Origin of the sequence: Hyphomonas beringensis, from assembly GCF_000682755.1 — a bacterium.
Taxonomy (GTDB): Bacteria; Pseudomonadota; Alphaproteobacteria; order Caulobacterales; family Hyphomonadaceae; genus Hyphomonas; species Hyphomonas beringensis.
Genome location: NZ_AWFF01000027.1, coordinates 86565 through 108489, shown reverse-complemented (window position 1 = coordinate 108489; position 21925 = coordinate 86565). Strand labels below are relative to the sequence as shown.

At 59.8% G+C, this 21925-nt stretch carries 26 protein-coding genes; 14 read left to right on the top strand and 12 right to left on the bottom strand.

The features are described 5' to 3' along the window. Positions 1-224: 224 nt before the first annotated feature. Together HY29_RS04825 and HY29_RS04820 are read right to left on the bottom strand one after the other, a co-directional pair. Complete coding sequence (locus tag HY29_RS04825; protein WP_034793235.1) at positions 225-899, bottom strand: DUF1013 domain-containing protein; 675 nt, start codon at positions 897-899, stop codon at positions 225-227. Between the two features lie 136 nt (positions 900-1035). Further along, complete coding sequence (locus HY29_RS04820) at positions 1036-2013, bottom strand: NAD(P)H-quinone oxidoreductase (protein ID WP_034793232.1); 978 nt, start codon at positions 2011-2013, stop codon at positions 1036-1038. 91 nt (positions 2014-2104) lie between these two features. On the opposite strand from HY29_RS04820, the gene HY29_RS04815 reads away from it, so the two are divergent. Beyond that, a complete protein-coding gene (locus tag HY29_RS04815) occupies positions 2105-2290 on the top strand; it encodes a DUF1192 domain-containing protein (protein WP_034793229.1) in 186 nt (61 codons plus the stop codon). A 63-nt stretch (positions 2291-2353) separates the two neighbouring features. Then, positions 2354-2902, top strand: coding sequence for a protease adaptor protein RcdA (gene rcdA / locus HY29_RS04810; RefSeq protein ID WP_034793225.1), 549 nt, complete (start codon positions 2354-2356; stop codon positions 2900-2902). Positions 2903-2912: 10 nt separating this feature from the next. Here the strand turns inward: rcdA and HY29_RS04805 are convergent, their stop codons facing one another. Then, positions 2913-3977 (bottom strand): acyltransferase family protein, encoded by a 1065-nt coding sequence (locus HY29_RS04805; protein ID WP_034793221.1) that lies wholly within the window; start codon positions 3975-3977, stop codon positions 2913-2915. 57 nt (positions 3978-4034) lie between these two features. Continuing rightward, on the bottom strand, positions 4035-4634 hold the full coding sequence (locus HY29_RS04800; RefSeq protein WP_034793218.1) for a TetR/AcrR family transcriptional regulator: 600 nt from the start codon (positions 4632-4634) through the stop codon (positions 4035-4037). Positions 4635-4783: 149 nt separating this feature from the next. Between HY29_RS04800 and HY29_RS04795 the strand changes: the two genes are divergently transcribed. After that, positions 4784-5407 carry a carbonic anhydrase gene (locus HY29_RS04795; RefSeq protein ID WP_034793215.1) on the top strand — a complete coding sequence of 208 codons (624 nt, stop codon included), beginning with the start codon at positions 4784-4786 and terminating at the stop codon, positions 5405-5407. A 13-nt stretch (positions 5408-5420) separates the two neighbouring features. On the opposite strand, the gene HY29_RS04790 is transcribed toward HY29_RS04795, so the two are convergent. Both HY29_RS04790 and ppa read right to left on the bottom strand, forming a co-directional pair. Beyond that, entirely contained in the window at positions 5421-6044 is a 624-nt protein-coding gene (locus HY29_RS04790) for a LysE family translocator (RefSeq protein ID WP_034793187.1), read from the bottom strand. 83 nt (positions 6045-6127) lie between these two features. Further along, positions 6128-6655 carry an inorganic diphosphatase gene (gene ppa / locus HY29_RS04785; protein ID WP_034793185.1) on the bottom strand — a complete coding sequence of 176 codons (528 nt, stop codon included), beginning with the start codon at positions 6653-6655 and terminating at the stop codon, positions 6128-6130. Positions 6656-6826: 171 nt separating this feature from the next. On the opposite strand from ppa, the gene HY29_RS04780 reads away from it, so the two are divergent. Beyond that, positions 6827-7237: an MAPEG family protein gene (locus HY29_RS04780; protein ID WP_034793183.1), complete on the top strand. Its 411-nt coding sequence runs from the start codon at positions 6827-6829 to the stop codon at positions 7235-7237. Between the two features lie 4 nt (positions 7238-7241). Here HY29_RS04780 and HY29_RS04775 read toward each other — a convergent pair whose 3' ends face one another. Together HY29_RS04775 and HY29_RS04770 are read right to left on the bottom strand one after the other, a co-directional pair. Beyond that, a complete protein-coding gene (locus tag HY29_RS04775; protein WP_034793182.1) occupies positions 7242-7859 on the bottom strand; it encodes a TIGR02466 family protein in 618 nt (205 codons plus the stop codon). A 95-nt stretch (positions 7860-7954) separates the two neighbouring features. Then, positions 7955-8890, bottom strand: a complete 936-nt coding sequence (locus HY29_RS04770; RefSeq protein ID WP_241765134.1) for a class I SAM-dependent methyltransferase — start codon at positions 8888-8890, stop codon at positions 7955-7957. 204 nt (positions 8891-9094) lie between these two features. Here HY29_RS04770 and HY29_RS04765 point away from each other — a divergent pair, with 204 nt between their 5' ends. Further along, positions 9095-9574, top strand: a complete 480-nt coding sequence (locus HY29_RS04765; protein ID WP_034793176.1) for an Hsp20 family protein — start codon at positions 9095-9097, stop codon at positions 9572-9574. Between the two features lie 76 nt (positions 9575-9650). Here the strand turns inward: HY29_RS04765 and HY29_RS04760 are convergent, their stop codons facing one another. Continuing rightward, positions 9651-10661, bottom strand: coding sequence for a glutathione S-transferase family protein (locus tag HY29_RS04760; RefSeq protein ID WP_241765133.1), 1011 nt, complete (start codon positions 10659-10661; stop codon positions 9651-9653). Positions 10662-10773: 112 nt separating this feature from the next. Between HY29_RS04760 and HY29_RS04755 the strand changes: the two genes are divergently transcribed. After that, positions 10774-11823 carry a glycosyltransferase gene (locus HY29_RS04755; protein WP_034793294.1) on the top strand — a complete coding sequence of 350 codons (1050 nt, stop codon included), beginning with the start codon at positions 10774-10776 and terminating at the stop codon, positions 11821-11823. Here the strand turns inward: HY29_RS04755 and HY29_RS04750 are convergent. The 3 genes from HY29_RS04750 to HY29_RS04740 form a co-directional block, all read right to left on the bottom strand. Then, positions 11820-12275, bottom strand: coding sequence for a bifunctional diaminohydroxyphosphoribosylaminopyrimidine deaminase/5-amino-6-(5-phosphoribosylamino)uracil reductase RibD (locus HY29_RS04750; protein WP_199285820.1), 456 nt, complete (start codon positions 12273-12275; stop codon positions 11820-11822). The genes HY29_RS04755 and HY29_RS04750 overlap by 4 nt on opposite strands. Continuing rightward, a complete protein-coding gene (gpmA, locus tag HY29_RS04745; protein WP_034793173.1) occupies positions 12272-12985 on the bottom strand; it encodes a 2,3-diphosphoglycerate-dependent phosphoglycerate mutase in 714 nt (237 codons plus the stop codon). The genes HY29_RS04750 and gpmA overlap by 4 nt, the downstream gene beginning before the upstream one ends. Before the next feature lie 67 nt (positions 12986-13052). Next, positions 13053-14195, bottom strand: coding sequence for an AGE family epimerase/isomerase (locus tag HY29_RS04740; RefSeq protein WP_034793171.1), 1143 nt, complete (start codon positions 14193-14195; stop codon positions 13053-13055). A gap of 136 nt (positions 14196-14331) precedes the next feature. Between HY29_RS04740 and HY29_RS04735 the strand changes: the two genes are divergently transcribed. From HY29_RS04735 to rimM, 8 genes are all read left to right on the top strand, one after another. Next, positions 14332-14922 carry a hypothetical protein gene (locus HY29_RS04735; protein WP_034793168.1) on the top strand — a complete coding sequence of 197 codons (591 nt, stop codon included), beginning with the start codon at positions 14332-14334 and terminating at the stop codon, positions 14920-14922. Positions 14923-15115: 193 nt separating this feature from the next. Continuing rightward, positions 15116-17224, top strand: a complete 2109-nt coding sequence (locus HY29_RS04730) for a prolyl oligopeptidase family serine peptidase (RefSeq protein WP_241765132.1) — start codon at positions 15116-15118, stop codon at positions 17222-17224. A 92-nt stretch (positions 17225-17316) separates the two neighbouring features. Next, entirely contained in the window at positions 17317-17919 is a 603-nt protein-coding gene (locus HY29_RS04725) for a GNAT family N-acetyltransferase (protein WP_155838204.1), read from the top strand. A gap of 190 nt (positions 17920-18109) precedes the next feature. After that, the gene (gene ffh, locus HY29_RS04720) at positions 18110-19579 is read left to right on the top strand and encodes a signal recognition particle protein (RefSeq protein WP_034793161.1); all 1470 of its coding nucleotides are present in this window, start codon (positions 18110-18112) and stop codon (positions 19577-19579) included. Continuing rightward, a complete protein-coding gene (locus HY29_RS04715; RefSeq protein WP_034793158.1) occupies positions 19576-19890 on the top strand; it encodes a chorismate mutase in 315 nt (104 codons plus the stop codon). The genes ffh and HY29_RS04715 overlap by 4 nt, the downstream gene beginning before the upstream one ends. Before the next feature lie 40 nt (positions 19891-19930). Continuing rightward, positions 19931-20365: a 30S ribosomal protein S16 gene (rpsP, locus tag HY29_RS19865; RefSeq protein ID WP_034793155.1), complete on the top strand. Its 435-nt coding sequence runs from the start codon at positions 19931-19933 to the stop codon at positions 20363-20365. Positions 20366-20567: 202 nt separating this feature from the next. Further along, positions 20568-21263: a beta/gamma crystallin-related protein gene (locus HY29_RS18285; protein WP_051601133.1), complete on the top strand. Its 696-nt coding sequence runs from the start codon at positions 20568-20570 to the stop codon at positions 21261-21263. Positions 21264-21311: 48 nt separating this feature from the next. Beyond that, complete coding sequence (rimM, locus tag HY29_RS04695) at positions 21312-21845, top strand: ribosome maturation factor RimM (protein ID WP_034793152.1); 534 nt, start codon at positions 21312-21314, stop codon at positions 21843-21845. Positions 21846-21925 lie beyond the last annotated feature (80 nt).

The window sequence follows — 21925 nt, the reverse complement described above, 5'->3', positions numbered from 1 at the left end:
CGGCCCCCGTGTGAGCAGACCTGAAGTATGGGCTGAGGCGGTATCAGACGGATTGGGTTGGGGGCGGAGGGGTTGGGGACTGTGCCCTCTCAGCTGCCTTCGCAGGCATTGGCGGGGGAGAGGGTGGGCGTTGTCCGCCGAAGTTTGTTCCTGCTGTATATGCTGCAAACATAAAAAAGCCGGCAAAACTGCCGGCTTTTGAAACAGAATGGCTGACACAAAGTCTAGCTGAAATTCTTGAAGATGTCGTCTGCAGACGGTTCTGCGCCGGAAGGGGTATCATCGTCCTGGGGCTCAAAGGCGGCCGGCTCATCTTGCGCAGGCGCGATGCCCGGGCCTTCGAACTTCTCGGCCTTTTCAGCTTCCATCTTGCGGCGCTTCTCAGCGGATTTCGCGATCACTTCGTCCAGCTCGATCTGTGTGCACAGGCCCAGTGTCACCGGGTCAACCGGACGGATGTTCGGAGAGTTCCAGTGAGACTTGTCGCGCACATTGTTGATGGTCGACTTGGTGGTGCCGATCAGCTTGGAGATCTGCGCATCAGACACTTCCGGGTGGTTACGGATGAACCAGGCGACGGCATCCGGCTTGTCCTGGCGGCGGATAACCGGCGTGTAGCGGCTGCCCTTGCGCTTCGGCTGAGGGATGTGCGCGATCTTGGATTCGGCGACTTTCAGCTTGTAGCCTTCGTCTTCCTCGCCCTTGCGGATTTCGGCGCGGGACAGGATGCCGCCGGCAATCGGGTCCACGCCGCGCATGTTCTCGGCGACGTCGCCATCAGCGATGCCTTTGACTTCCAGATTGTGCAGGCCACAGAAGTCCGCGATCTGGCTGAAGGTAAGGCTGGTATTATCGAGCAGCCAAACGGCGGTTGCCTTGGGCATCAGAACTTCGGACATGGGGAACTCCCTGACTTTAATTGTGCCTGAAATGCAGCCGCCCGACACATCGTGCCGGGCGGTCAGGTTCCAGACATGCTTGAAAAACCTTGAGGCTTTTATAATGCCATGCCCGGCAAAAGGAAAGGTGCCTGCCTCACCAGGTCAACACAATCTTGCCGGAGTGCCCGCCCTGGCCCATCAGGGCCTGCGCGGCTTCGGCCTCAGAGGCCGGGAAAGCCTTCTCCAGAACCGGACGAATCTTGCCGGAGACCACATGCGGCCAGAAATCCTTTTCCACCGCGTCCCGTATGCGGCGTTTCTCGTCCACGGGCCGCGCGCGGAGCGTGGTGGCGGCAAGGGTGAGGCGTTTCATCAGCACGGGCGCGAAATTCACCTCGGCCGTGAAGCCGTTCATATAGGCGATGTTGATGATGCGCCCATCAGGACGCGACACCGAAATATTCTTCTGGATGTAGTCTCCGCCGACCATATCCAGCGTGACATCCACGCTGCCTTCATCGCGAACAATGGCTTCAAAGTCTTCGGTCTTGTAATTGATGGCGCGATCACCGCCGAGGTCGCGGATCAGGGCGCATTTCTCGTCAGTGCCAGCGGTGGCGAAGATCTTTGAGGCGCCGGCCAGCTTCGTCATCTGGATGGCCATCACGCCGATGCCACTGGTGCCGCCATGGCAGAGAAACGCCTCCCCGGATTTGAAGCCGACGCGGTCAAACACATTGGCCCAGACAGTCATCAGCGCTTCCGGGAAGCAGGCGGCGTCTTGCCAGCTCATCCCGTCCGGCACGGGCAGGAGGGAGCCTTCATCAACGGCGCAATATTCCGCATACCCGCCGCCAGCCAGCAGACCGGCCACGCGGTCTCCCGGCGCAAAGCGCGCGGTGCCTTCGCCTGTCTCCACGACAGTTCCGGAGATTTCCAGGCCCATGATGGAGGAGGCGCCAGGCGGTGGGGGATAGGCGCCCTTGCGCTGGACAAGGTCTGCGCGGTTGAGACCGGAGGCGGCCACTTTGACCAGCACCTCGCCGGGCTTCAGGCTGGGCCGGGCCACATCTGCCAGTTTGAGGGGCTGGCCGTCTTCTGCAATCACCGCTTTCATCGTTTCAGCTGACATATGGTCTGTATTCCCTTCGGTTTCCGAGTCGCATCCTGGTAAGGTTTCTGCTTTGATAAGGGCTGTAGCACGAATTGGAAGGTGACCCCCAATGGCCGCATTCGACGAAGAGCCGATCTTGGTGAATACGCCCCAGACACTGGAGCAGATGTCTGTCGAGGAGCTGCAGGCGAGGATCGAGACGCTGCAGGCCGGCATTGCGGCCTGCGAAGCCGAAATAGAGAAGAAGAAGGCGCAGAAATCTGCAGCGCATGCCTTGTTCGGCGGCGATAATTAAGCGGCCATAAAGGCTAAGTTGATAAATTCCAAATACGTATGCACGCGAGCGAGGGCGCAATAAATGGCGGCAGATAAATCACCGCACGAAGGTGGGGACAGTCAGGACGGATTTACCGGCGGAAAGCTGTTCGACACCGTATTTGCGCGCGGCATGGCGCTGGTCGAAGAGACCGCGACCTATCTGGATGGCCCGGGCCGGGAGAATGCCAAGACGCTGCCCCGGGAAGCGAGCCTGACCTATTCGGCCTGGAGCATGGAGCTGACGACGCGCCTGATGCAGGCTGCGAGCTGGCTGGTGATGCAAAAAGCCGTGCGCGATGGAGAAATGCGCCGCGAGGAAGCGGCTGCCCGCAAATACCGTATTCGCCGTGAAGAGCCGCCGCTGGATGCTGCCGCGCAGCAGGGGCTGGGTCTGCCCCAGCGTTTCCTGGATCTCGTGATGCGGTCAGAAGCGCTGTTCGAACAGATCTGTCGTCTGGATGATGCGCTCTACGGCCAGCGCGCCGCGGCCTCAGCCCCGAACCCGGTGAATGAGCAGATCAGCCAGCTTCAGAAAGCCGCCGAAACCGGCGCATTCGACCCGCTGATGGTGTGGACCCGCGCGAAATAGCGCGCAGAAATCACGCTTCCCCGGTATTTCTTTGCGGCGGTGTCAGCAGGCGTCCCTTCGGGAGAGCGCCTTTTTCCTGCAAGCGGAATGTGGCGGGTCGGCGGTAAAGCGCGATCAGGGGCGTCTTGCGCAGCAACTGGTGCAGCAACAGGGGCGCGCCAAGGGACGCGATTGTCAGGAACAGAATGGTCAGGCCGGATTCTGTCCGGAAGCCTGTCGAGGCCAGCAGGGTCTCAAACAGGGCCAGCGGGATGAAATAGGCCAGATAGATCACAAGATAGTTGCGGCCGGTATATTTCACGAACTCGCCCCATTTCCAGTTACGGCGCGTCAGCAGTGTGGCCGCTGCGATCACTGCAAAGGCCCCCGCCATGCCCAGAACGAGGCTGATAATCGGCAGTGTGTCTGTGCCCTGTATGACGATCACCGTATTGATTGTGGCCCAGACGAGCAGGGCAGCCGGGACATCATCAAAACCGGTGGTGATCGTGTCGGCATAGCGCTTGATCAGGCTGAGGCCTGCATACCCGGCATAAAAGAAGACGTAATATTCGGCAAAGCGGTCTGCCAGGACCCAGCCGCTATGGACCAGACCGGCGGAATGCATGATCTGCAGAACGATCGCCATGATCAGAAGTCGCGGCACAGAGACAAAGCGCAGCAGCCAGGTAACCACCGAAAACACGATCAGCATGGGTATCAGCCAGAGGCCGGCGGCTGGCTGGACCCAGGCCATGACATAGCTGCCCAGAACCGACAGGGGAGATGTCATCAGGGTTCCGGCATTCAGAATGAGGGTCTGGATGGCCAGCCAGATGGCATAAAGATAGACGAATCTGAGCACTTTCCGGTCAAAAAACGTGGATTTCGAGCCAAAGAGTGTTCGATTCAGGAACAGTCCTGCAATCACGAACAGGGTCGGCACAGTGAAAGGCGCTGCCCAGGCTGCCAGCAGGTGCATCCAGCTGTGTTTCTGTAGCAATGCCTCGTAATTGAACGTGGCCTGCATGAGGACAAACAGCAGGATTGAGATCCCTTTTGCGTTGTCGATCCAGTCTATTCTGCGCGTCGGCATGGCGTTTCCCAGTTCAAATCAGGGAAACGGCTGTGCAACATTCGCGCCAAAGGCGTATCAGAAGGTGGCGTATACCCGTAAAAAGTTACGTGCCTGGGTGCTGCAGAAGCCCTCACGGACCGGCGCGCGCATGATCATGATGCGGTGCCAGAGGGGGCCGAGCAGCTCTTCAATGACTTCATCCAGATCAAAATCGCGCCGAATGACGCGTTTGCTGGCGAGTTCAGCAAGCAGCATGCGCATTGGCATGCGGATGTCGCGGTTCATCCAGGCGCGCCAGAGTTCCCCGGCATCCTTGTCGTCAGCGGCGGCGCAAAGCGCGACACGCAGCACGGCATGGCCCGCGCCTGTCCGGGCGGCGGCTTCCAGCGGGACAATCAGCGCCGTAATGCGTTCTTGCGGGTCACGCCCGCCATCCGGACTGTCCGGGATCAGGGCAAGGGCGGATTCCACGCACATGGCACCAATTGAGGGCCACCATTTGTAAATGGTCTGTTTTGACGCGCTGGCCCGCTTTGCAACGGCATCAACACTAAAACTGCGCCAGCCATTTTCGGCCATTTCTTCGCGCGTTGCATCCAGAATGGCGGCTTTTGACGCTTCGCTGCGTGTTGGCCCCTTCCGGGATGACTTCTTGGCTTCTGCCGGCGTGGACATGTTCAACTCCAGAAATCAGCGCTCAACTGCAACCAATACAGCGTTTGCAAAGCCAGTATAAGCGCCAAGAGGTAAACAATATCCCGATTCACGCTTGCAGCGTAGACAATATGCACTAGTCAGTGCTCCGGAGAAACAGGAGCATTTGCATGAATTCGGTTGAGGATCTTCTGAAGGGGTATCGACGGTTTCGCAAAGGGACATATGCAAAGCAGGCGGCCCTCTATCGGGAACTTGGCGAAGGCCAGAACCCGCGCATCATGTTGATCGCCTGCGCCGACAGCCGCGCAGAACCATCGGATATTTTCAATGCAGCGCCCGGCCAGCTTTTTGTCGTGCGCAATGTGGCCAATCTTGTGCCGCCTTATCAGCCGGATGACAGCCTGCACGGGGTCAGCGCGGCGCTGGAATATGCGGTGAATGTGCTGAAGATCGACCATCTGGTTATCATGGGCCATGGGGGATGTGGCGGGATTGCTGCGTCTCTGGAGGGCGAGGGCAATCCGGAGATTGGCGAGTTCGTGACGCCCTGGGTGCGCCTGCTGGAAAAGGCGCGCGAGCGTGTTGTCGCGAGCGGTTCGGTCAATCCGCAATTTGCCCTGGAACTTGAGGGGATCGAGACATCGATCAACAATCTGATGACCTTCCCCTTTGTGAAGCGCGCCGTTGATGCCGGTGACCTGGAAATCCACGGTGCATGGTTTGCCATCAAGCATGGCGAACTGCACTGGCGGAACCATCAGACCGGCCGGTTCGAGGTGATCGAGCCTTAATCCTGCGTGGGCTTTAAGCTGTCGTTGTCATGACGGCGGCGAACGCGGCAGACCCCACCATGGCGGCGGCGGCCAGCCGGTTGAACCAGCGCGAAAAGACAGGCGATTGCAGGCGCTGGTTCATGGCGTCTGCCAGCCAGGCATAGAAGGTCAGGCCAAGCATTTCCGTCACCGTGACGGTCGCCATAATGATCAGGGCCTGTGGCAAGACCGGCTTTTCGTGATCGAAGTAACTGGGCAGCAGCAGGCCGAAAAAGACCAGCGCATTCGGATTCAGCAATTGCAGGGCAATGCCGCGGCCAAACAGATTGGCGCGGGCAGGGGCCTGCTCAGCCCGGGCGCGCGGCCGATGCGGATCTGCGGTCGCCATCGTCCAGGCCAGCCAGACGATAAAGCACAGGCCGGCAATCTTCAGCGCTGTCAGCACGACAGGCAGTTGCGCGGCAAAAGCGGCAATGCCGGTTGCGGCCAGGCTGATCCAGAGAAGATTTGCGGTGGAAACGCCAAGGGCAGGGATCATGGCGGTCGGCGCGCGGTATCGCAGGGATGCGCTCATCACCATCATGACAGCTGGGCCAGGCGTCAGGCCACCGGCAAAGAACAGGGCCAGCAAGGCCAGCCAGACAGAAATGTCCATGGATTACGGCCTCACCTTGTCAGGCGCCGCAAGGGCATGGCCGGCCGGGTCATGCCCGTCCGGCCAATGCGGAAATCAGGCTGTTATTCCTTGCCGCGGGCGACGGCAGCTTCGATCAGCTCGCGGGCCTTTTCGATGCCATACCAGCCTTCAATACGGGTCCATTTGCCTTTTTCGAGATCCTTGTAATGCTCGAAGAAGTGGGCCGTCTTGTCGATCAGCGTCTGCGGCAGATCGTGATAGGTGGCGATCTTGTCGTAATAGGAGGTCAGCTTGTTGTGCGGCACGGCCAGGATCTTTTCGTCCGGGCCCTTGTCGTCCGTCATCATCAGCACGCCGACAGGACGCGCACGCACGACCGAGCCGGGAACCAGCGGACGGTTGCCAACAACCATCACGTCAATCGGGTCGCCATCAAGGCTCAGCGTGTGCGGGACGAAGCCGTAATTACACGGATAGCGCATCTCTGTGTAGAGATAGCGGTCAACGAACATCGCGCCGGAATCCTTGTCGATTTCGTACTTGATCGGATCGCCGCCCAGCGGCACTTCGATCAGAACGTTGATGTCATCTGGCGGGTTGTTCCCGGTCGGTATTTTGGAAAGGTCCATGAGACGGCTCGTATCTGGCTGCAAATTGAAACGATGTGGGGGTGGCGATGACGTCAGAAGCCCGTTTCGTCAAGAGCAACGGTGCCACGGTTTCGTTAACGGCGTTGGGTTGAAAAGGCTTCCAGGGGCACTGCGGCGACGTTAGACTAACCTTCTGGAGGGGGGACTTTGATGCATACAATCCTGATAATCTGCAGTGCGATTCTGGTGATTTTGACGCTGCTGCTGGCGTTCTGGACATCGATCACGCGCGCCCGCACAAAGACCATCGCTTATGACGCGGCCACAGACCCGGCCGGACCGATGCTGAAAGCGCAGCGGGCGCACGGGAATTCCGCCGAATATGCCGGTGTCCTGATCGGGCTCTTCCTGTTGACGGGACTGGTTTATGCGGGCCGCGACCTGGGCCTGACGGTGACCATTCTGGTGATCGCGATCACGACCGCGCGCATTCTGCATGCGATCGGATTCCTGGTCTGCGTGACGCTGGAGCGGCCGCATCCGCTGAAAGCGGTTGGCGCGCTGGTGACGTATCTGGGTGGGCTCGCCCTGGCGCTGATCGTACTCGTTAAGGTGTTGTGAGGCCTTAAAGGCGTTTCAGCGCATAATTGAAGCTGATTGAGACGCGCGGTTCCTCGGCGTCCGGCCCGGCGGGGACTTCATGCCGCAGCCAGCTTTCCCAGAAAAAGGCATGGCCGATGCTGGGGGGCAGGTAAATGAAGCGGCGGGCAGATTCCGGCACGTCATCGACGAGCTGCGGGGCGGCCATCATCTTTGACAGGCGCGGATCTTCCAGTTTCAGCCGGCCTGAGCCTTCCGGAACGGAGACATAATAGGTGCCGGACAGCACGCTGCCGGGGTGAATATGGTTGGAATGCCCGAAACCCGGCTCCAGAATGTTCACCCAGATCGCATCCAGCTGAAGGGCGAGACCGTCCATGTCCCAATGGAGCTCTTTCGCGAAATCGTCGGCGATTGGCGCGAGGCGGCTTTTCAGCTCGGCAAATTCCGGAAAGCGTTCGGGCAAGTCATCCAGCGAGGCGTAGGACGTGTAGCCGCCATAGCCTTGCTCTTCGCACCAGGTATTGCCGGCATCGTCTTCTTCAGCCAGCAGCCAGCAGACTTTCTCAAGCTGCTCGGCAAAGTCCAGATCGGACACTTTTTCCTCGCGTACGAGGGTCGGGAACAGGGTGCGTGTGGTCATGTGCGCGTCTTTAGGCGCGGTGGCGACCAAAGAAAAGTGCCCGCCATGCACGAAGGCGCGGCGGGCACATGTTCAGATCAGGGGAGAGGCGGCGCCTATTCCTCTGTTGCGCTGGCGTCCTCGGCCGGGGCGGCGTCCTGGACCGGCTTGACGAATTTCAGCGTCATGCGGTCACTTTCGCCAATATTGGCGTAGGTTTCCGGATCGAAACCGTCCGGCGTGTTGCCGTCGCGGTCCGTCGTGCGGCTATTGGGGGGCAGCGTCCAGACACCGAAGGGGTGGTCTGCCGTGTCGGCCGGATTGGCGTTGATCTCGCTGGCTCCGACGAATTCAAAGCCGGCAGCCTCTGCGAGGGATTTGACATAATCCTCATGCACATAACCGCTGGAGGCGGTCGGGTCCTGCGTCTCTGTCGACGGCAGGCGGTGCTCGACGACGCCCAGCACGCCGCCCGGCTTCAGGGCCGCATAGGCATCGGTGAAGAATTTCTCGGCATAGCCGCCTGACATCCAGTTATGCAGGTTGCGGAAGGTGAGCACGACATCGGCTGTGCCCGGCTCTGTCAGCGGGCCGGTCGTGCCGGAAAAGGCGGAATATTCGATATCGCCATAGATCGCGTCGGAATGTTCGGCCTGGAATTCTGCCAGACGGCTTTCAATACGCGCCCGGCGCTCTTCATCGCCGCCTTCGGGGTCAAACCCGGCTGCCACAAGCACGCCATCTCCGGAGGCCAGATAAGGCGCCAGCACATTCGTGTACCAGCCACCGCCGGGCCACAGCTCAACGACTTTGTCGCTGGGCTCGATGTCAAAGAATTCGATGGTTTCCTTGGGGTGGCGATACTGATCGCGGGCCTTTTCAGCCTCTGTGCGATGCTCGCCTTCAATGGCGGCCTGCAGGGGGCTTGCCTCTGTAAAGGCTTCTGCAGCTTTCTCCACCTCGACGGTTTTCTCTGTCGGGGGTGTTTCCTGCGCACCACAGGCCGTCAGCAACAGGGCCGACAGGGCAATCATTGGGGTCAGATGTTTCACGGGCTTTCCTCTTCTCAACTGGCCTCTTGAACCACACTTTACGCTACCCACATAGTTCATGTCACGATGCCGACAATCGGGTCGTGACCGGTATCTGCCTCAGCGCCGAATTCGGGCTGGATCAAAACAGATGCCGAACATCCATCCGGGCGCTCCCTGTGATGACGGGTTGCCCGCAGTTGCTTGAATAAGAGGACTGATTCTATGAGCAATATTGACCTTACCCCCCTTTACCGCACGGTTGTCGGCTTTGACCGTCTTGCCAGCATGATCGATCAGGCATCACGCCTCGACGGCTCGCAGGGCTATCCGCCGTACAATATCGAACGTGTCGACGATAACGCCTTCGGCATCGAGATTGCCGTCGCCGGCTTTACCGAAGACGATCTCGACATCGAGACCAAAGAAGGCCTGCTGACGGTTGCCGGCAAGCGCGGCGAAAGCGAAGACGGCGAAGGCCGCAACTATCTGCACCGCGGCATTGCCCAGCGCAGCTTCATTCGCCGCTTCCAGCTGGCGGACCATGTTATCGTGACCGGCGCGAGCCTTGACCATGGCGTACTGCGCATCGAGCTGATCCGTGAACTGCCGGAAGAGAAAAAGCCGCGCAAGATCGAAATCGGTGCTCCGGAAAAGTCCGAACCGAAACTGATCGGCAAGAAAGCGGCCTCCAACGCCGCCTAAGCCTTAGCGAACCTCCCTACAGAAACGGCGCGTCCCCCATGGCGCGCCGTTTTTTATTTAACTGAGAATGATGGCCTCAGGAAAAGACGCTCACACACTCAGTCTCTGTAAGGAATGTATTCAGATCATCATTTGACAGGCAGGATTTGACGGCCTTGCGGACGGAGTCGAAAGCTGCGCCGGCATAAGTCTGCGTTGTCTGCTCGAAGCTCGTGTCTGCCACGGTGGCGGAAACCTTGTCCTTGCGGCGGCCGGCGCTGGCGGCATTGGCCTTCGCCCAGGGCAGATAGGTCTTCGACAGTTCCTCGGCGAAGACCGGTGCGAGCGTGGTCTTCAGCTTTTCAAGATCTTCAAACGGCGCGCCCGGTTTCGGGTCTTCCATGTTTTCGCACCAGGCGACCAGGAATGGCGTGTTTTCCTTCAGCCAGGCCGCAGGGGTCTCATCCATCAGCATCTGCTGGAATTGCGCGGCGAGCGAGAAATCCGCCGCAGACGGACGGCCGCCGAAAATATAGAGATGCTCTTTCAGGTGTGCGTTCAGCAGGGTGGCAAAGCGCTGCCAGGAGGCTTTCAGCGTGTCTGCATTTTCCGGTGTCGCGCCCACCAGCGGCAGGCGGTCTGCCATACGCTCTCCAATCTGGGTTTGCGCTTTCTTGTAGGCGCGCGGACGCTTGCCGCCATAGAGCTGCACCAGCACGCGCAGGGCCGCGGCATCGCGGTCAGGCTTCTGGCCCCAGCGTTCCAGGAACATGCATTTGTTCAGCCATTCATCCGCATAGTCTTCCAGGATCAGCGCCAGCGCAGAGGCGGCGGCATCATCCGGCACAGCAGATGGTTCGGCATGGTCTGCTTCAACTGCGGCCAGAATGGCGGTGGAATCCTGGCTGGCCGGGCGTTCCGGAGAGATCAGCAGCGGCACAGTCGGCGTCTTTGCCTGGGCCTGGAATTCCTCCTCATTCCCGCGGTCGCGAGAGATCCAGTCGAAATCGATATTCTTGTAGCGCAGGAACGACCGCACTTTCTGGGAGTAGGGTGAGGTATCTGCGCCGAACAGGCGATAATCGGACATGAGGTTGGCCTTCGTCATGATTTGCCCCTGTCTGTAGGCATTTCGGGCTGCACTGCCAAGGAGCGTTTGCCGCAGGTGCTGATAATGGGTATGCGCTGCAGCAGGCATTTTACGAATGAAGGAGCGGCAAATGCGGATCATGCACGTGATGGCGGGCGCAGCAGAAGGCGGCGCAGAGAACATCATGCTGGAGTCCGTTATGGCTTTGGCGGAAGCGGGTTTGACCCAGCATGTCGTCACCCGGCCGAACAATGATTTCCGCATTCAGAAGTACAAGGAAGCGGGCATTGGCGTCGATGTGGCCGCCTTCAACAATACCTGGCCCTTCCCGACCCGCCGTGTGATCGGCGACGCAATCAAGGCTTTCAAACCGGATGTCATCGAATACTGGATGGGCCGTGCCGGACAGTACGCGCCGAAGGAATACCGCAATCGCTCAATCGGCTGGTATGGCGGCTATTACAAGCTGGCGCGCTTTGTGAATTGCGAATGGCATGTCGGCCTCACCATCGACCTGTTGCGCCATATCCGCGAGCAGGGCGTGCCGGAAGACCGGTCTGCCATCATCCACACTTATGCAGACTTTGAAGGCGCAGACCCGGCCAGCCGCGCGGCGCTGGACACGCCGGAAGATGCGCCCGTCGCACTGGCGCTGGCGCGCCTGCACGAGAAGAAGGGGCTAGACACATTGCTGGAAGCGACCGTCAAGGTGCCGGACCTTTATGTCTGGATCGCCGGCGATGGCCCGCTGGAAGCCGAGTTGAAAAAGCAATGCACAGAGCTGGGCTTGGATGACCGGGTGCGGTTCCTTGGCTGGCGCAATGATCGCGGCGCCTTGCTGGCAGCTTGCGATGTGGTGGCCTTCCCGTCGCGCTATGAGCCATTCGGCACGGTGACGGTCGATGCCTGGGCGGCGTCACGCCCGCTGGTGGCGGCAGATGCTGTCGGCCCGGCCGCCTATGTGAAGGATGAGGTCAACGGCCTTTTGATCCCGAAGAATGATGTGGACGCCCTGGCCACTGCGCTCAGCCGCGTAATCACGGACAAGGCGTTGGCGCAAAAGCTGGTCGATGGCGGGCGTGCCTCATACGAGCAGCAATTCACCAAAGCGGCCTTCCAGCGCGATTCCGTTACCTTCTATGAGAAGATCATCGCGCATGCCGGGCCGTTCAGCGACTAGAGTATGCTCTGAAAGAACTTTTTGTAGAGTTGTTGGCTGCTGCGCTGGCCAAGGCCGATCTGAACGTCGATCCCGGCATCGCGCAGGGCGCGGATTCCGCCATTGGCGACAGGGTGGGGGTCTTCCACCGCGCAGACCACGCGCGCAATGCCAGCCTCGCGCAGAAGAAGAGAGCAGGATTTGTTGCCCTGGGAGCGCTCACGACATGGCTCCAGCGTGACATAGGCGGTGCCGCCGCGTGCCCGGTCGCCAGCCTGTTGCAAGGCGACCTCCTCAGCATGGGGGCGACCGCCGATGCCGGTGACACCTTCGCCGACCACATGGCCGTCCGCATCCGTCAGAACGCAGCCGACAGACGGGTTCACACCAGTCAGGCCCTGATTAAGCCGCGCCAGCCCGAGGGCGCGGTTCATTCTGCGCCGGTCACGCCGCCGGGAAGGGCGGTTGTTCATGGCAGCTCTGGCAGCGGCTTGCCGCGATCTGCATCCAAATACTGAACGGAGACTGGCTTCAGATCGTCGTCCAGCTCAATGAAGAGCGGGTTGCCGGTCGGGATTTCGATGCCGGTAATAGTTTCGTCCGGCACATTGAAGAGATGCTTCACCAGCGCGCGCAGGGAGTTACCGTGCGCGGCGATGACAACATCCTTGCCTGATTGCAGAACCGGGGCAATCGTGTCGTTCCAGTAGGGCAGCACGCGTTCCAGCGTCAGCTTCAGGCTTTCGGTGGCGGGAACATCCACGCCATCATAGCGTGGGTCTGTCGACAGATCGAACTCGCTGCCGGTTTCCATCGGCGGCGGGGGAATGTCATAGGAGCGGCGCCAGACATGGACTTGTTCGTCGCCATGCTTGGCGGCGGTCTCTGCCTTGTCGAGGCCGGTCAGGCCACCATAGTGGCGCTCATTGAGGTGCCAGTCTTTTTCGACCGGCAACCAGGCGCGGCCCATTTCGGTCAGCGCCAGCCACATGGTGCGGATGGCGCGGATTTGCACACTGGTAAATGCGGCGCGGAAATCCGCATCAGAGGCCTTGAGCAGTTCGCCAGCCTTTTTTGCTTCGGCTTCGCCTTTCTCGGTCAGGTCTGCATCCCACCAGCCGGTGAAGCGGTTTTGCAAATTCCATTCGGATTGTCCGTGGCGGACAAGGGCGAGCTTGGGCATGGATGTTATCCTTTGTGTCGGGCGAAATGTCTCTTCGGCGTTCATTTCGGGGCAAACAGGCGGTGATTCAAGCTTCCATCGTCTGGATCAGGTCTGCAAAGGCCAACACGACATGGTAGCCGGTCGAGGCTGGCATGAAGTGCGAGAGGGTTTGTCCGGTCGCGTCGATATGGTCGATCCAGCCGCCTTCAGGGGTGAGGTGTTCGTCCATCAGAATGTCGAAACTGGTGCAGGCGGCGGCGGCGAAACTTTCCTCTCCTGTCAGGCGCAGCATCATGAGATGAGCTTGCAGCGCCTCTGCCTGGCCCCAGGTGCGGCGCCCGGCATTGTGGACGCTGCCGTCGCGCTTCACTTCCAGCAGGGTGCGGCCTGAGGGATCCAGCGTCCCGGTGGCGAAGCTGTAGAGGCGGCCGGCCGCCGGGTTCAGGGCTTCGCCGCTCAGCTTGCTGTAGAGGTCCAGCAGCCAGACCCACTCGAATTGATGCCCTGGCTCAACCACCATCGCAGCTTCGCCGTCCGGTTCGCTCCAGTCTGCCTTGAAGGTTTCGCCCAGCAGATTGCCGGGGCCTGCGGTGAATTTCGTTTCGAAGAGCTGGATCAGCTCTGCCGCCTTGCCGAGATAGCCGCCTTCCGGATCCGCCACATGCAGGGCGAGGAACGCTTCGAGCATATGCATGTGCGGGTTCTGGCTGCGGGTTTGCGGCGGGGGCAGGCGCTCGGCATATCCGCCATTCGTGCGATCTTTCAGCCGTCCCTCTGCGGCGTCGATCAGAGCGCGCGCTGGGGCCAGAACGCTGCCGCCATCTTCTATCACCATGCTGGCATTGGCGAGCGCGTAAAGCGTGAAGGCCAGATCGTAGAGATCTGGCGTGTCATCGGCGAGGCCGGAACCATCGCAATGAATGCGGTGTCCGGTCAGCCCATCCGGACGCCGCGCAAGGCCGCTGAGGATGCGCACGCCCTGTTCGACATCTTCCATCGCTGCGTCAGGTTTCCAGCCGAGCATGGCGGCCTGCGCAAAGACGAATGTCTGACGCGCCTGAACCCGCACGCGTGTGGTGTCTTCCGGCATCTGGGAGTGGTCGAGGCTCAGGCCTTCGCGGAACAGGCCGCCGTCTCCGCTGCCTTTCTCGCTCCATAGCGGGAAGCAGGCATCAAACAGCCAAAAGCGGGCTTCGCGTGCCCTGCGTCTCAATGCCGATATGGACATGGACTTCACACCCCCTGGCAAATGTCACGTCAGGCAGCGTCTGTGGCTCGCCAAACCATCCGGCTTCCTGCTAACAGGAGTGCCATGAATTGGCCAGCGGCTGCCGGCCTGAAACTGCGAAAGAGTTCCGAGCCTTATGAGAGACAAGGTTTTCTTCCCGCTTGCCCTGTTGCTGGCAGTGGTCATGGTGCTGGTGGCGATATGGCCCGGCATCGGCCGTCTGCCGAGCGGACCTGTGACGGGCGACGGTGCCAATTATGAACGAATCACGATCGAAGGAGCCTATCTCAACAAGGTTCTGGCTGGTGGTGACGCGATTACCGAACTGGTACGCGACAAGAGCGGGACATATCTGCTCTACATTCGGTCTGATGCCGAGACGCTGGGGCCGGATCCGGAAGAGGGGCCGCATTTCAGGCTGGCCAGCGATCTGGAGCAGCAATTCTCTGGTATGCACATTCGTGTGACCGTCCGGATGCGTCCGGCCGATACACAGGGCGCCATGCAGGCAAAGTTGAATTACTCAACGGGACGATCTGGCGATTCGGGCTGGCAGACTTTCGACCTTGTGCCGGAATTCAGCGATTTCAGCTTTGAGTACAATGTTCCGGTTCGTACCGGCGATCAGGGCTATGACTATCTGGGCATTCGTCCGGTTGTCCCCTCAAAGGAGCGGGCCATCCTGGTTGAGCGGATCATGTTCGAACGGCTTGGACCTGCTGGCTGACAATAAGCGCGATAAGCGCTTTGCCTGGGCAGGCTTACCTGTTTAATCTCTGCGAAATGGAATTTTCATGCCGGATGGAACTGTCTTATCGGTGTGAGCCTGACAAGCAGGAGATGAAATGCGCAAATATCTTGCCCCGCTAGGCCTTTTGGCGCTGGCGGCATGTGGAACACAAGCGTCTATGGAGACCCCTTTGGCAGACACGGTAGAAACACCGGAGCAGGCGGAGACTGAAGTGGTAGCGACAGACCCTTATCTCTGGCTGGAAGAGGTGGAGGGCGAAGACGCACTTGCCTGGGTCCGCAGCCAGAATGAGCGCACGCTGGCGGACTTGCAGTCCGATCCGAACTATCCGGCCTTCGAGGCAGATGCGATCGAAGCGCTGACGTCCGCTGAGCGCATCCCTTATGGCAGTATCCGCAATGGCATGGTCTACAATTTCTGGCAGGACGATACCCACGTTCGTGGCCTGTGGCGCCGGACGAGCCTTGAGAGCTATGCGACCGATGCGCCAGAGTGGGAAACCGTGCTCGATTTCGACAAGCTGGCCGCCGATGAGGACAAGAACTGGGTCTATAAAGGTGCCGATTGTTTCGCGCCGAAGGGCAGTTCGGACTATAAATGCATGGTCTCTCTGTCGAATGGCGGCAAGGATGCCGTCATCCAGCGTGAATTTGATCTGGTCACCAAGCAATTCGTGGAAGACGGTTTCGTCACCCCGGAAGCCAAGCAAGGTTCGGCCTGGGCCAGCCCCGATACGCTGCTGATCGCGACCGATTGGGGCGAGGGGACAGTTACGCAGTCTGGCTATCCCTTTGTCGTGAAGCGTTGGGAGCGTGGCACGCCGCTGGACTCTGCCGAAGAGCTGATCCGCGGGGATGAGACCGATGTCGGCGTGTGGCCTATGGCGCTGGAGCTGGAAGACGGCCGCGTGCTTCAGGGCGCTGTCGAAGCCGACACATTCTTCACCTCCAAATATTGGTGGTTCCCGGGAGGGGAAACCGTGCCGGTACAATTCCCGATCCCGCTGAAATCAAGCCCGCAGGGCGTGTATGAAGGTCAGCTGCTTGTCTCCTTGCAGGAAGATTGGGCGCCGGAAGGACAGGATGTCGCCTTCAAGTCCGGTGATCTCGTCGCCTTTGATATTGATACGTTCCTTGAGACGCGCGAATTGCCGCCAGTGTCTCTGGTATTCCATCCGAATGAGGCGCAGGCCCTGGAAGGCGTGGCGATTGCCAAGAATGCGCTTCTTCTGGGTGTGAGCGATACGGCCGTCGGCAAGGTGATGCTGGCCGAGCCGGTGGAAGAGACCTGGGTCGTTCGTCCGGTGGAACTGCCGGGGACAGGACAGGCGAATATCGCCTTTGCCAGCGACCGGGAGGAAACGGTCTTCATCAATTACGAAGACTTCCTGACGCCGGATTCCCTGCTCAGCTACAATACGTCGACTGAGGATGTAACGACGCTGAAAAGCCTGCCGCCCAAGTTTGATGCGACAGGCCTGAAAGTGGAGCAACATTTTGCGACATCCAAGGATGGCACAAAGATTCCGTATTTCCTTGTCAGCAAGGAAGATATTCCGATGGACGGGACCACGCCGACGCTGCTGTACGGCTATGGTGGTTTTCAGGTTTCCATGAACCCGTCCTATAGCGCGGTGACAGGCCGCCTCTGGCTGGAAAAGGGCGGCGCCTATGTGCTGGCCAATATTCGCGGGGGCGGTGAGTTCGGCCCGGCCTGGCACCAGGCTGGCCTGAAGCAGAACCGCCAGCGCATCTATGATGATTTCATCGCTGTGGGCGAGGATCTTGTGGAGAGCGGCGTGACCAGCCCTGAGCATCTGGGCATCATGGGCGGTTCGAATGGCGGCCTTCTGATGGGCGTGATGCTGAACCAGCGCCCCGATCTCTGGAATGCTGTTGTCGTTCAGGTGCCGCTGTTGGACATGATGCGCTATCATCTGCTGCTCGCAGGGGCGTCCTGGGTGGACGAGTATGGCTCTCCTGACGTGCCGGAAGAGCGTGCATTCCTGGAGACGATTTCTCCCTATCAGAATTTTGATGCGTCAAAGCCTTATCCGGTGCCGTTCTTTGTTACGTCCACAAAGGATGACCGCGTGCATCCGGGGCATGCCCGCAAGATGGCCAAGAAGTTCGAAGCCGCAGGCCTGCCTTTCTATTATTATGAAAATACCGATGGCGGTCACTCTGCGGCGGCGAACCAGCAGGAGCGGGCAAAACGCTCTGCGCTGGAGTTTACCTATCTGACGGAAAAATTGTTCCCGCAAACAAGTGAGAACTAAAGTCTGATTAAAGAACCCTTCTGGCGGAGTTTCGAAATAGAACTCAACCAGAAGGGATTCGATTTTTCTTGCGCGCGCTCCAGATGGGGCTCATGACTTCTAATATGTACCTGAATGCGCCCCCGCCTGAGAATGACGTGGTCCGCCTTGAAAGCCTGTCAGAAGCCCACAGAAGCAATCTGCAGGATTCCACTGCTGCGGCCTCGATGTGGGAATGGATGCCGGTTATTTCGACCGGCACCAGCCTGGACGCATATATCGATTACTGTCTGTCCGAAATGAAGGGGGATTCATTCTACCCCTTCGTGGTCTATCGCAAGTCCGACAACAGTTTTGCGGGTCTCGTCGCGTATGAGCGCGTTTCGCGCACGCACCGGCGGCTGGGCGTCGGCTTTCTGTGGCATCCAGAACATGTGCGCGGAACGGATGTCGTTCCGGCGACGCAGCTGGCCCTGTTGGAGCGGGCCGTGCAGGCGAGATTCCAGCGGATTTCCTATTATATTCCGGAAGAGAATGAACGAGCCTTGCGCGCGTTTGACCGGATCGGGGCGCGCCGGGAGGGTGTGATCCGTCATTATATGCGCGCGGCCAATGGCACCTGGAGCAATGTCGTCGTGCTATCGCTCATCACCGACGAGATAAAAGCCGCTATGAACGTGCTGGCGGACCGGGTGCGTCAGCTGCAATTGGCTTGACGGTCGGGCCCGCGCGTGCTTTAGCCCCGCGAACATCTGCGCAAAATAGAGAAGCGCGCTTTGACTGAACCCGTGAGGTCAGCGAGGCCCCCCGCCCGGCGAAGTGTCGCTCAGCGGGGCTCTTCTGCTTTGTGTGGTGGTTTGGAGCGCCTATGTCAGAGGTTCTGACACATGGCAAAGGAGCGATAAGATGTTCGACACACTGAGCGAACGCCTTGGCGGGATTTTTGACGGTCTGACAGGCCGCGGCGCACTATCCGAAAAGGATGTGAGCGCTGCGCTGCGCGAGATCCGCGTTGCCCTGCTGGAGGCTGACGTCGCCTTGCCGGTGGTGAAGGACTTTATCGGGAATGTGAAATCCCGCGCCGTTGGCGAGGAAGTCATCCGCTCCGTGAAGCCAGGCCAGCAAGTGATCAAGATCGTCTATGACGCTCTGATCGAAATGCTGGGCGGGGAAGACAGTGACGGCAGCCTGCGCATCGACAGCCCGCCCGCCGTGATCCTTATGGCCGGCCTTCAGGGCTCAGGTAAAACGACGACGACCGGCAAGCTGGCCAAGCGCCTGTCTGAGAAAGAGCGCAAGAAAGTCCTGCTCGCCTCGCTCGATACGCGCCGTCCGGCCGCCATGGAGCAGCTGGCCATTCTGGCGGATCAGTGCGGCGACAATGTCGTCTCCCTGCCGATCATTCAGGGCCAGCTGGCAACCGATATTGCCCGCCGCGCAATGAATGCTGCGAAGATCGGCGGATATGACGTGCTGATCCTTGATACCGCCGGCCGCACGACCATCGACGAGCAGATGATGAATGAAGTGGCGGAGATTGCGGAGATCGCAACCCCGTCCGAGACTCTGTTGGTCGCAGACTCCCTGACCGGTCAGGACGCCGTTGAGACAGCCAGCCGTTTCCATGCGCGCCTGCCGCTGACCGGCCTGGTCCTGACACGGATGGATGGTGATGGCCGCGGCGGCGCTGCGCTCTCCATGCGTGCGGTAACCGGCCTGCCGATCAAGTTCATGGGTGTCGGCGAAAAGCTGGACGGTCTGGATGCTTTCGATGCCAAGCGCGTCGCCGGGCGCATTCTGGGGCAGGGCGACATTGTCTCTCTGGTCGAGAAGGCTTCCGAGCAGATGGACGCGGCGAAGGCCGAACGCATGGCGGAGAAACTCCGCAAGGGTGAGTTCGACCTGGAAGACATGGCAGAACAGTTCCGCCAGATGCAGCGCATGGGCGGCCTTGGCGGCCTGATGGGCATGCTGCCGGGCGCGCGCAAGGCCAAGCAGGCCATGGAGTCTGCCAATCTGGATGACAATGTCCTGAAGCGTCAGGAAGCCATCATCATGTCCATGACCCGGCAGGAACGCCGCAAGCCGGCCGTTCTGAATGCATCGCGCCGTAAACGGATCGCTTCGGGTGCCGGCGTGACCGTGCAAGAGGTCAACAAGGTGCTGAAGATGCACCAGCAGATGGCCGGCATGATGAAGAAGATGCGCAAGAAAGGCGGCATGAAGAACATGCTGGGTGCTGCGCAGGCGGCGGGTCTGTCTCAGGCAGACCTGGCGAAAATGGGTGGACAGGGCGGTATGCCTGGTCTCGGCGGCGGATCGCTGCCGCCCGGTATGGGCGGACTGCCCGGCCTTGGGGGAGGCAAGAAGAAATGAACACTGACACAGACGCCATGGCCATGCTGCAGCTGACCAAGCTGCGCTCCAGCATCGACAATCTGGATGCCATCATCATCCACACCCTGGCAGAGCGCTTCAAGGCGACCCAGGAAGTTGGCAAGCTGAAGGCCGTGCACAATATGCCGCCTGCGGATAAAGCCCGGGAAGCGCGCCAGATCGAGCGCCTGCGTACCCTGGCCCAGCAGAGTGGGCTGGACCCGGCCTTTGCCGAGAAGCTTTTGAATTTCATCGTGGCGGAAGTGATCCGCCATCATGAGCAGATCCGCGATTTAGAAGCGGACGACTGAGAATTACATCCGAGACGCCAGACTTACAGGAGATACACACATGGCCCTCAAGATCCGACTCGCCCGTGGCGGGTCCAAGAAACGCCCCTTCTATTCCGTCGTTGTTGCTGACGCTCGCGCCCCGCGCGATGGCCGCTTCATCGAGAAAATCGGCACGTATGATCCGCGCCAGCCGAAGGATTCCGACAACCGCGTGAACATCGACGGCGAGAAAGCTGCTGAATGGGTCCGCAAGGGCGCCCAGCCGACCGAACGCGTCGCACGCTTCCTGTCCCAGATCGAAGTTGACGGCAAGCCGATCATCGCCTGGGAACATGGCAACAACCCGAAGAAGGGTGAGCCAGGCAAGAAAGCGCAAGAGCGCGCTAACGAGAAAGCCGAGAAGGCTGCTGCTGCCGCTGAGGCCGCCGCTGCTCCGGCAGAGGAAGAAGCTCCGGCAGCTGAAGAAGCCGCTGAAGAAGCTGCTTCCGAATAAGGCTGGCTAACAGTCTCGGAGATTCAAGGCCGGTGCCCTTCTGGGTGCCGGCCTTTTTCGTGGGCCGGTTCAGGTTTTGCGACCCTGCTGAGGCGCTCGCCCTTTGCAGGCGGTTCAATCCTGAACATTCAGCAACAGAGGAACCCGGAAGCGTTCAGGCAGTATGGTCTAGCAAGGGTCTGTAAGCCGAAAGGAGACTGACATGCTGAATATCCGCCACATGCGTAGCGCTGCCCTGGCCGCTGGCGCGCTTGCCCTTACCTTGCCTGCAGCAGCCGATTATCATTCCAAGCGTGGGCAGGATAGCTATGGAGCGCGAGGCCATGGGGGCGGGATTGTTCTGCATGCGGATGCGCGCTTTTCGGGTGAGAGTATTCGCCTGAAGGGCGCCGAGCCCGATCTCTCACGGTTCCACTTCAATGACAGGGTGTCTTCCATCAGCCTGCGCTCCGGCGCATGGGAAGTCTGCACGGATGCGAACTTTCGGGGGCGCTGCGAAATCATTGATGCTGATGTTGCCCGCCTCAACGCTTACCGGCTGAATGACAATATTTCCTCTGTCCGGCCTGTCAGCCGGCGTGGGGATTGGCGTGATCGCCCGGATCATCGCGGTGATTGGCGCGGCGGCCGCAGGGGGCATGGTGGCCTTGTCCTGTTTGCCGACTCTCAGCTCCGGGGGCCGTCCGTCGAGATCGGCGAGGATGTCCCAGACCTCAGCCCCTATCGCTTTAATGACAAGGCAAGTTCCTTCCTGGTTACTGGCGGAACCTGGCAAGTCTGCGAGCATGCGAACTTTCGCGGGCGGTGCGAAATTATCTCTGGCGGCGAGGGCGAGCTCAAACCGATCCGGATGAATGACAATATTTCCTCGATCCGCAGGTTCTCTGGCCGCAGGTAGCCGTAACTGATGCTTGCTCTGCGCCGCCGTCTCGCTACAGAAGGCAGAATGAGTGCAGATCAAGACAGGCTGATTGTTGTGGGCGCCATCAAGGGCGCCCATGGCGTGCGCGGTGAAGTGCGGGTGAAAAGCTTCACCGCCATTCCCGAAGACGTGTTCGACTATGGCCCCCTGCTGGATGAGGCGGGCAAGCCGGTTCTCACACCGGTCAATGCGCGTCCCGGTAAGGATCACTTCATCGTCCGCCCGAAAGAGCACAAGCAGAAGGAAGACTGGGACGCCATCAAGGGCACGCTTTTGCATGTGCCCCGGTCCTGTTTGCCCGAAACGGAAGATGACGAGTTCTATATTGAAGACCTGATTGGTCTCACCGTCTTTGCAGGCGGCAATGAACCGGCCGGCATGGTCCGCGCTTTGCAGAATTTCGGCGCGGATGATCTGCTGGAAATCCGCCTGAAGGATCGCGGTGGCACGATACTTGTGCCGTTCACGCTTGTGGATGTGCCAACGGTTGATTTGGCCTCTGGCCGGATCGTCATTCCTGATCTTGCCACTTGGGCGGAGGAGGCGTCCGGCGAGTAGTTTTTCAGGCTTTGCGCCATGTTGCCGCCTGTTCAGGCAGGAACTGGCATAAGGTATGGGTTAAGAAACGAGGTATCTTG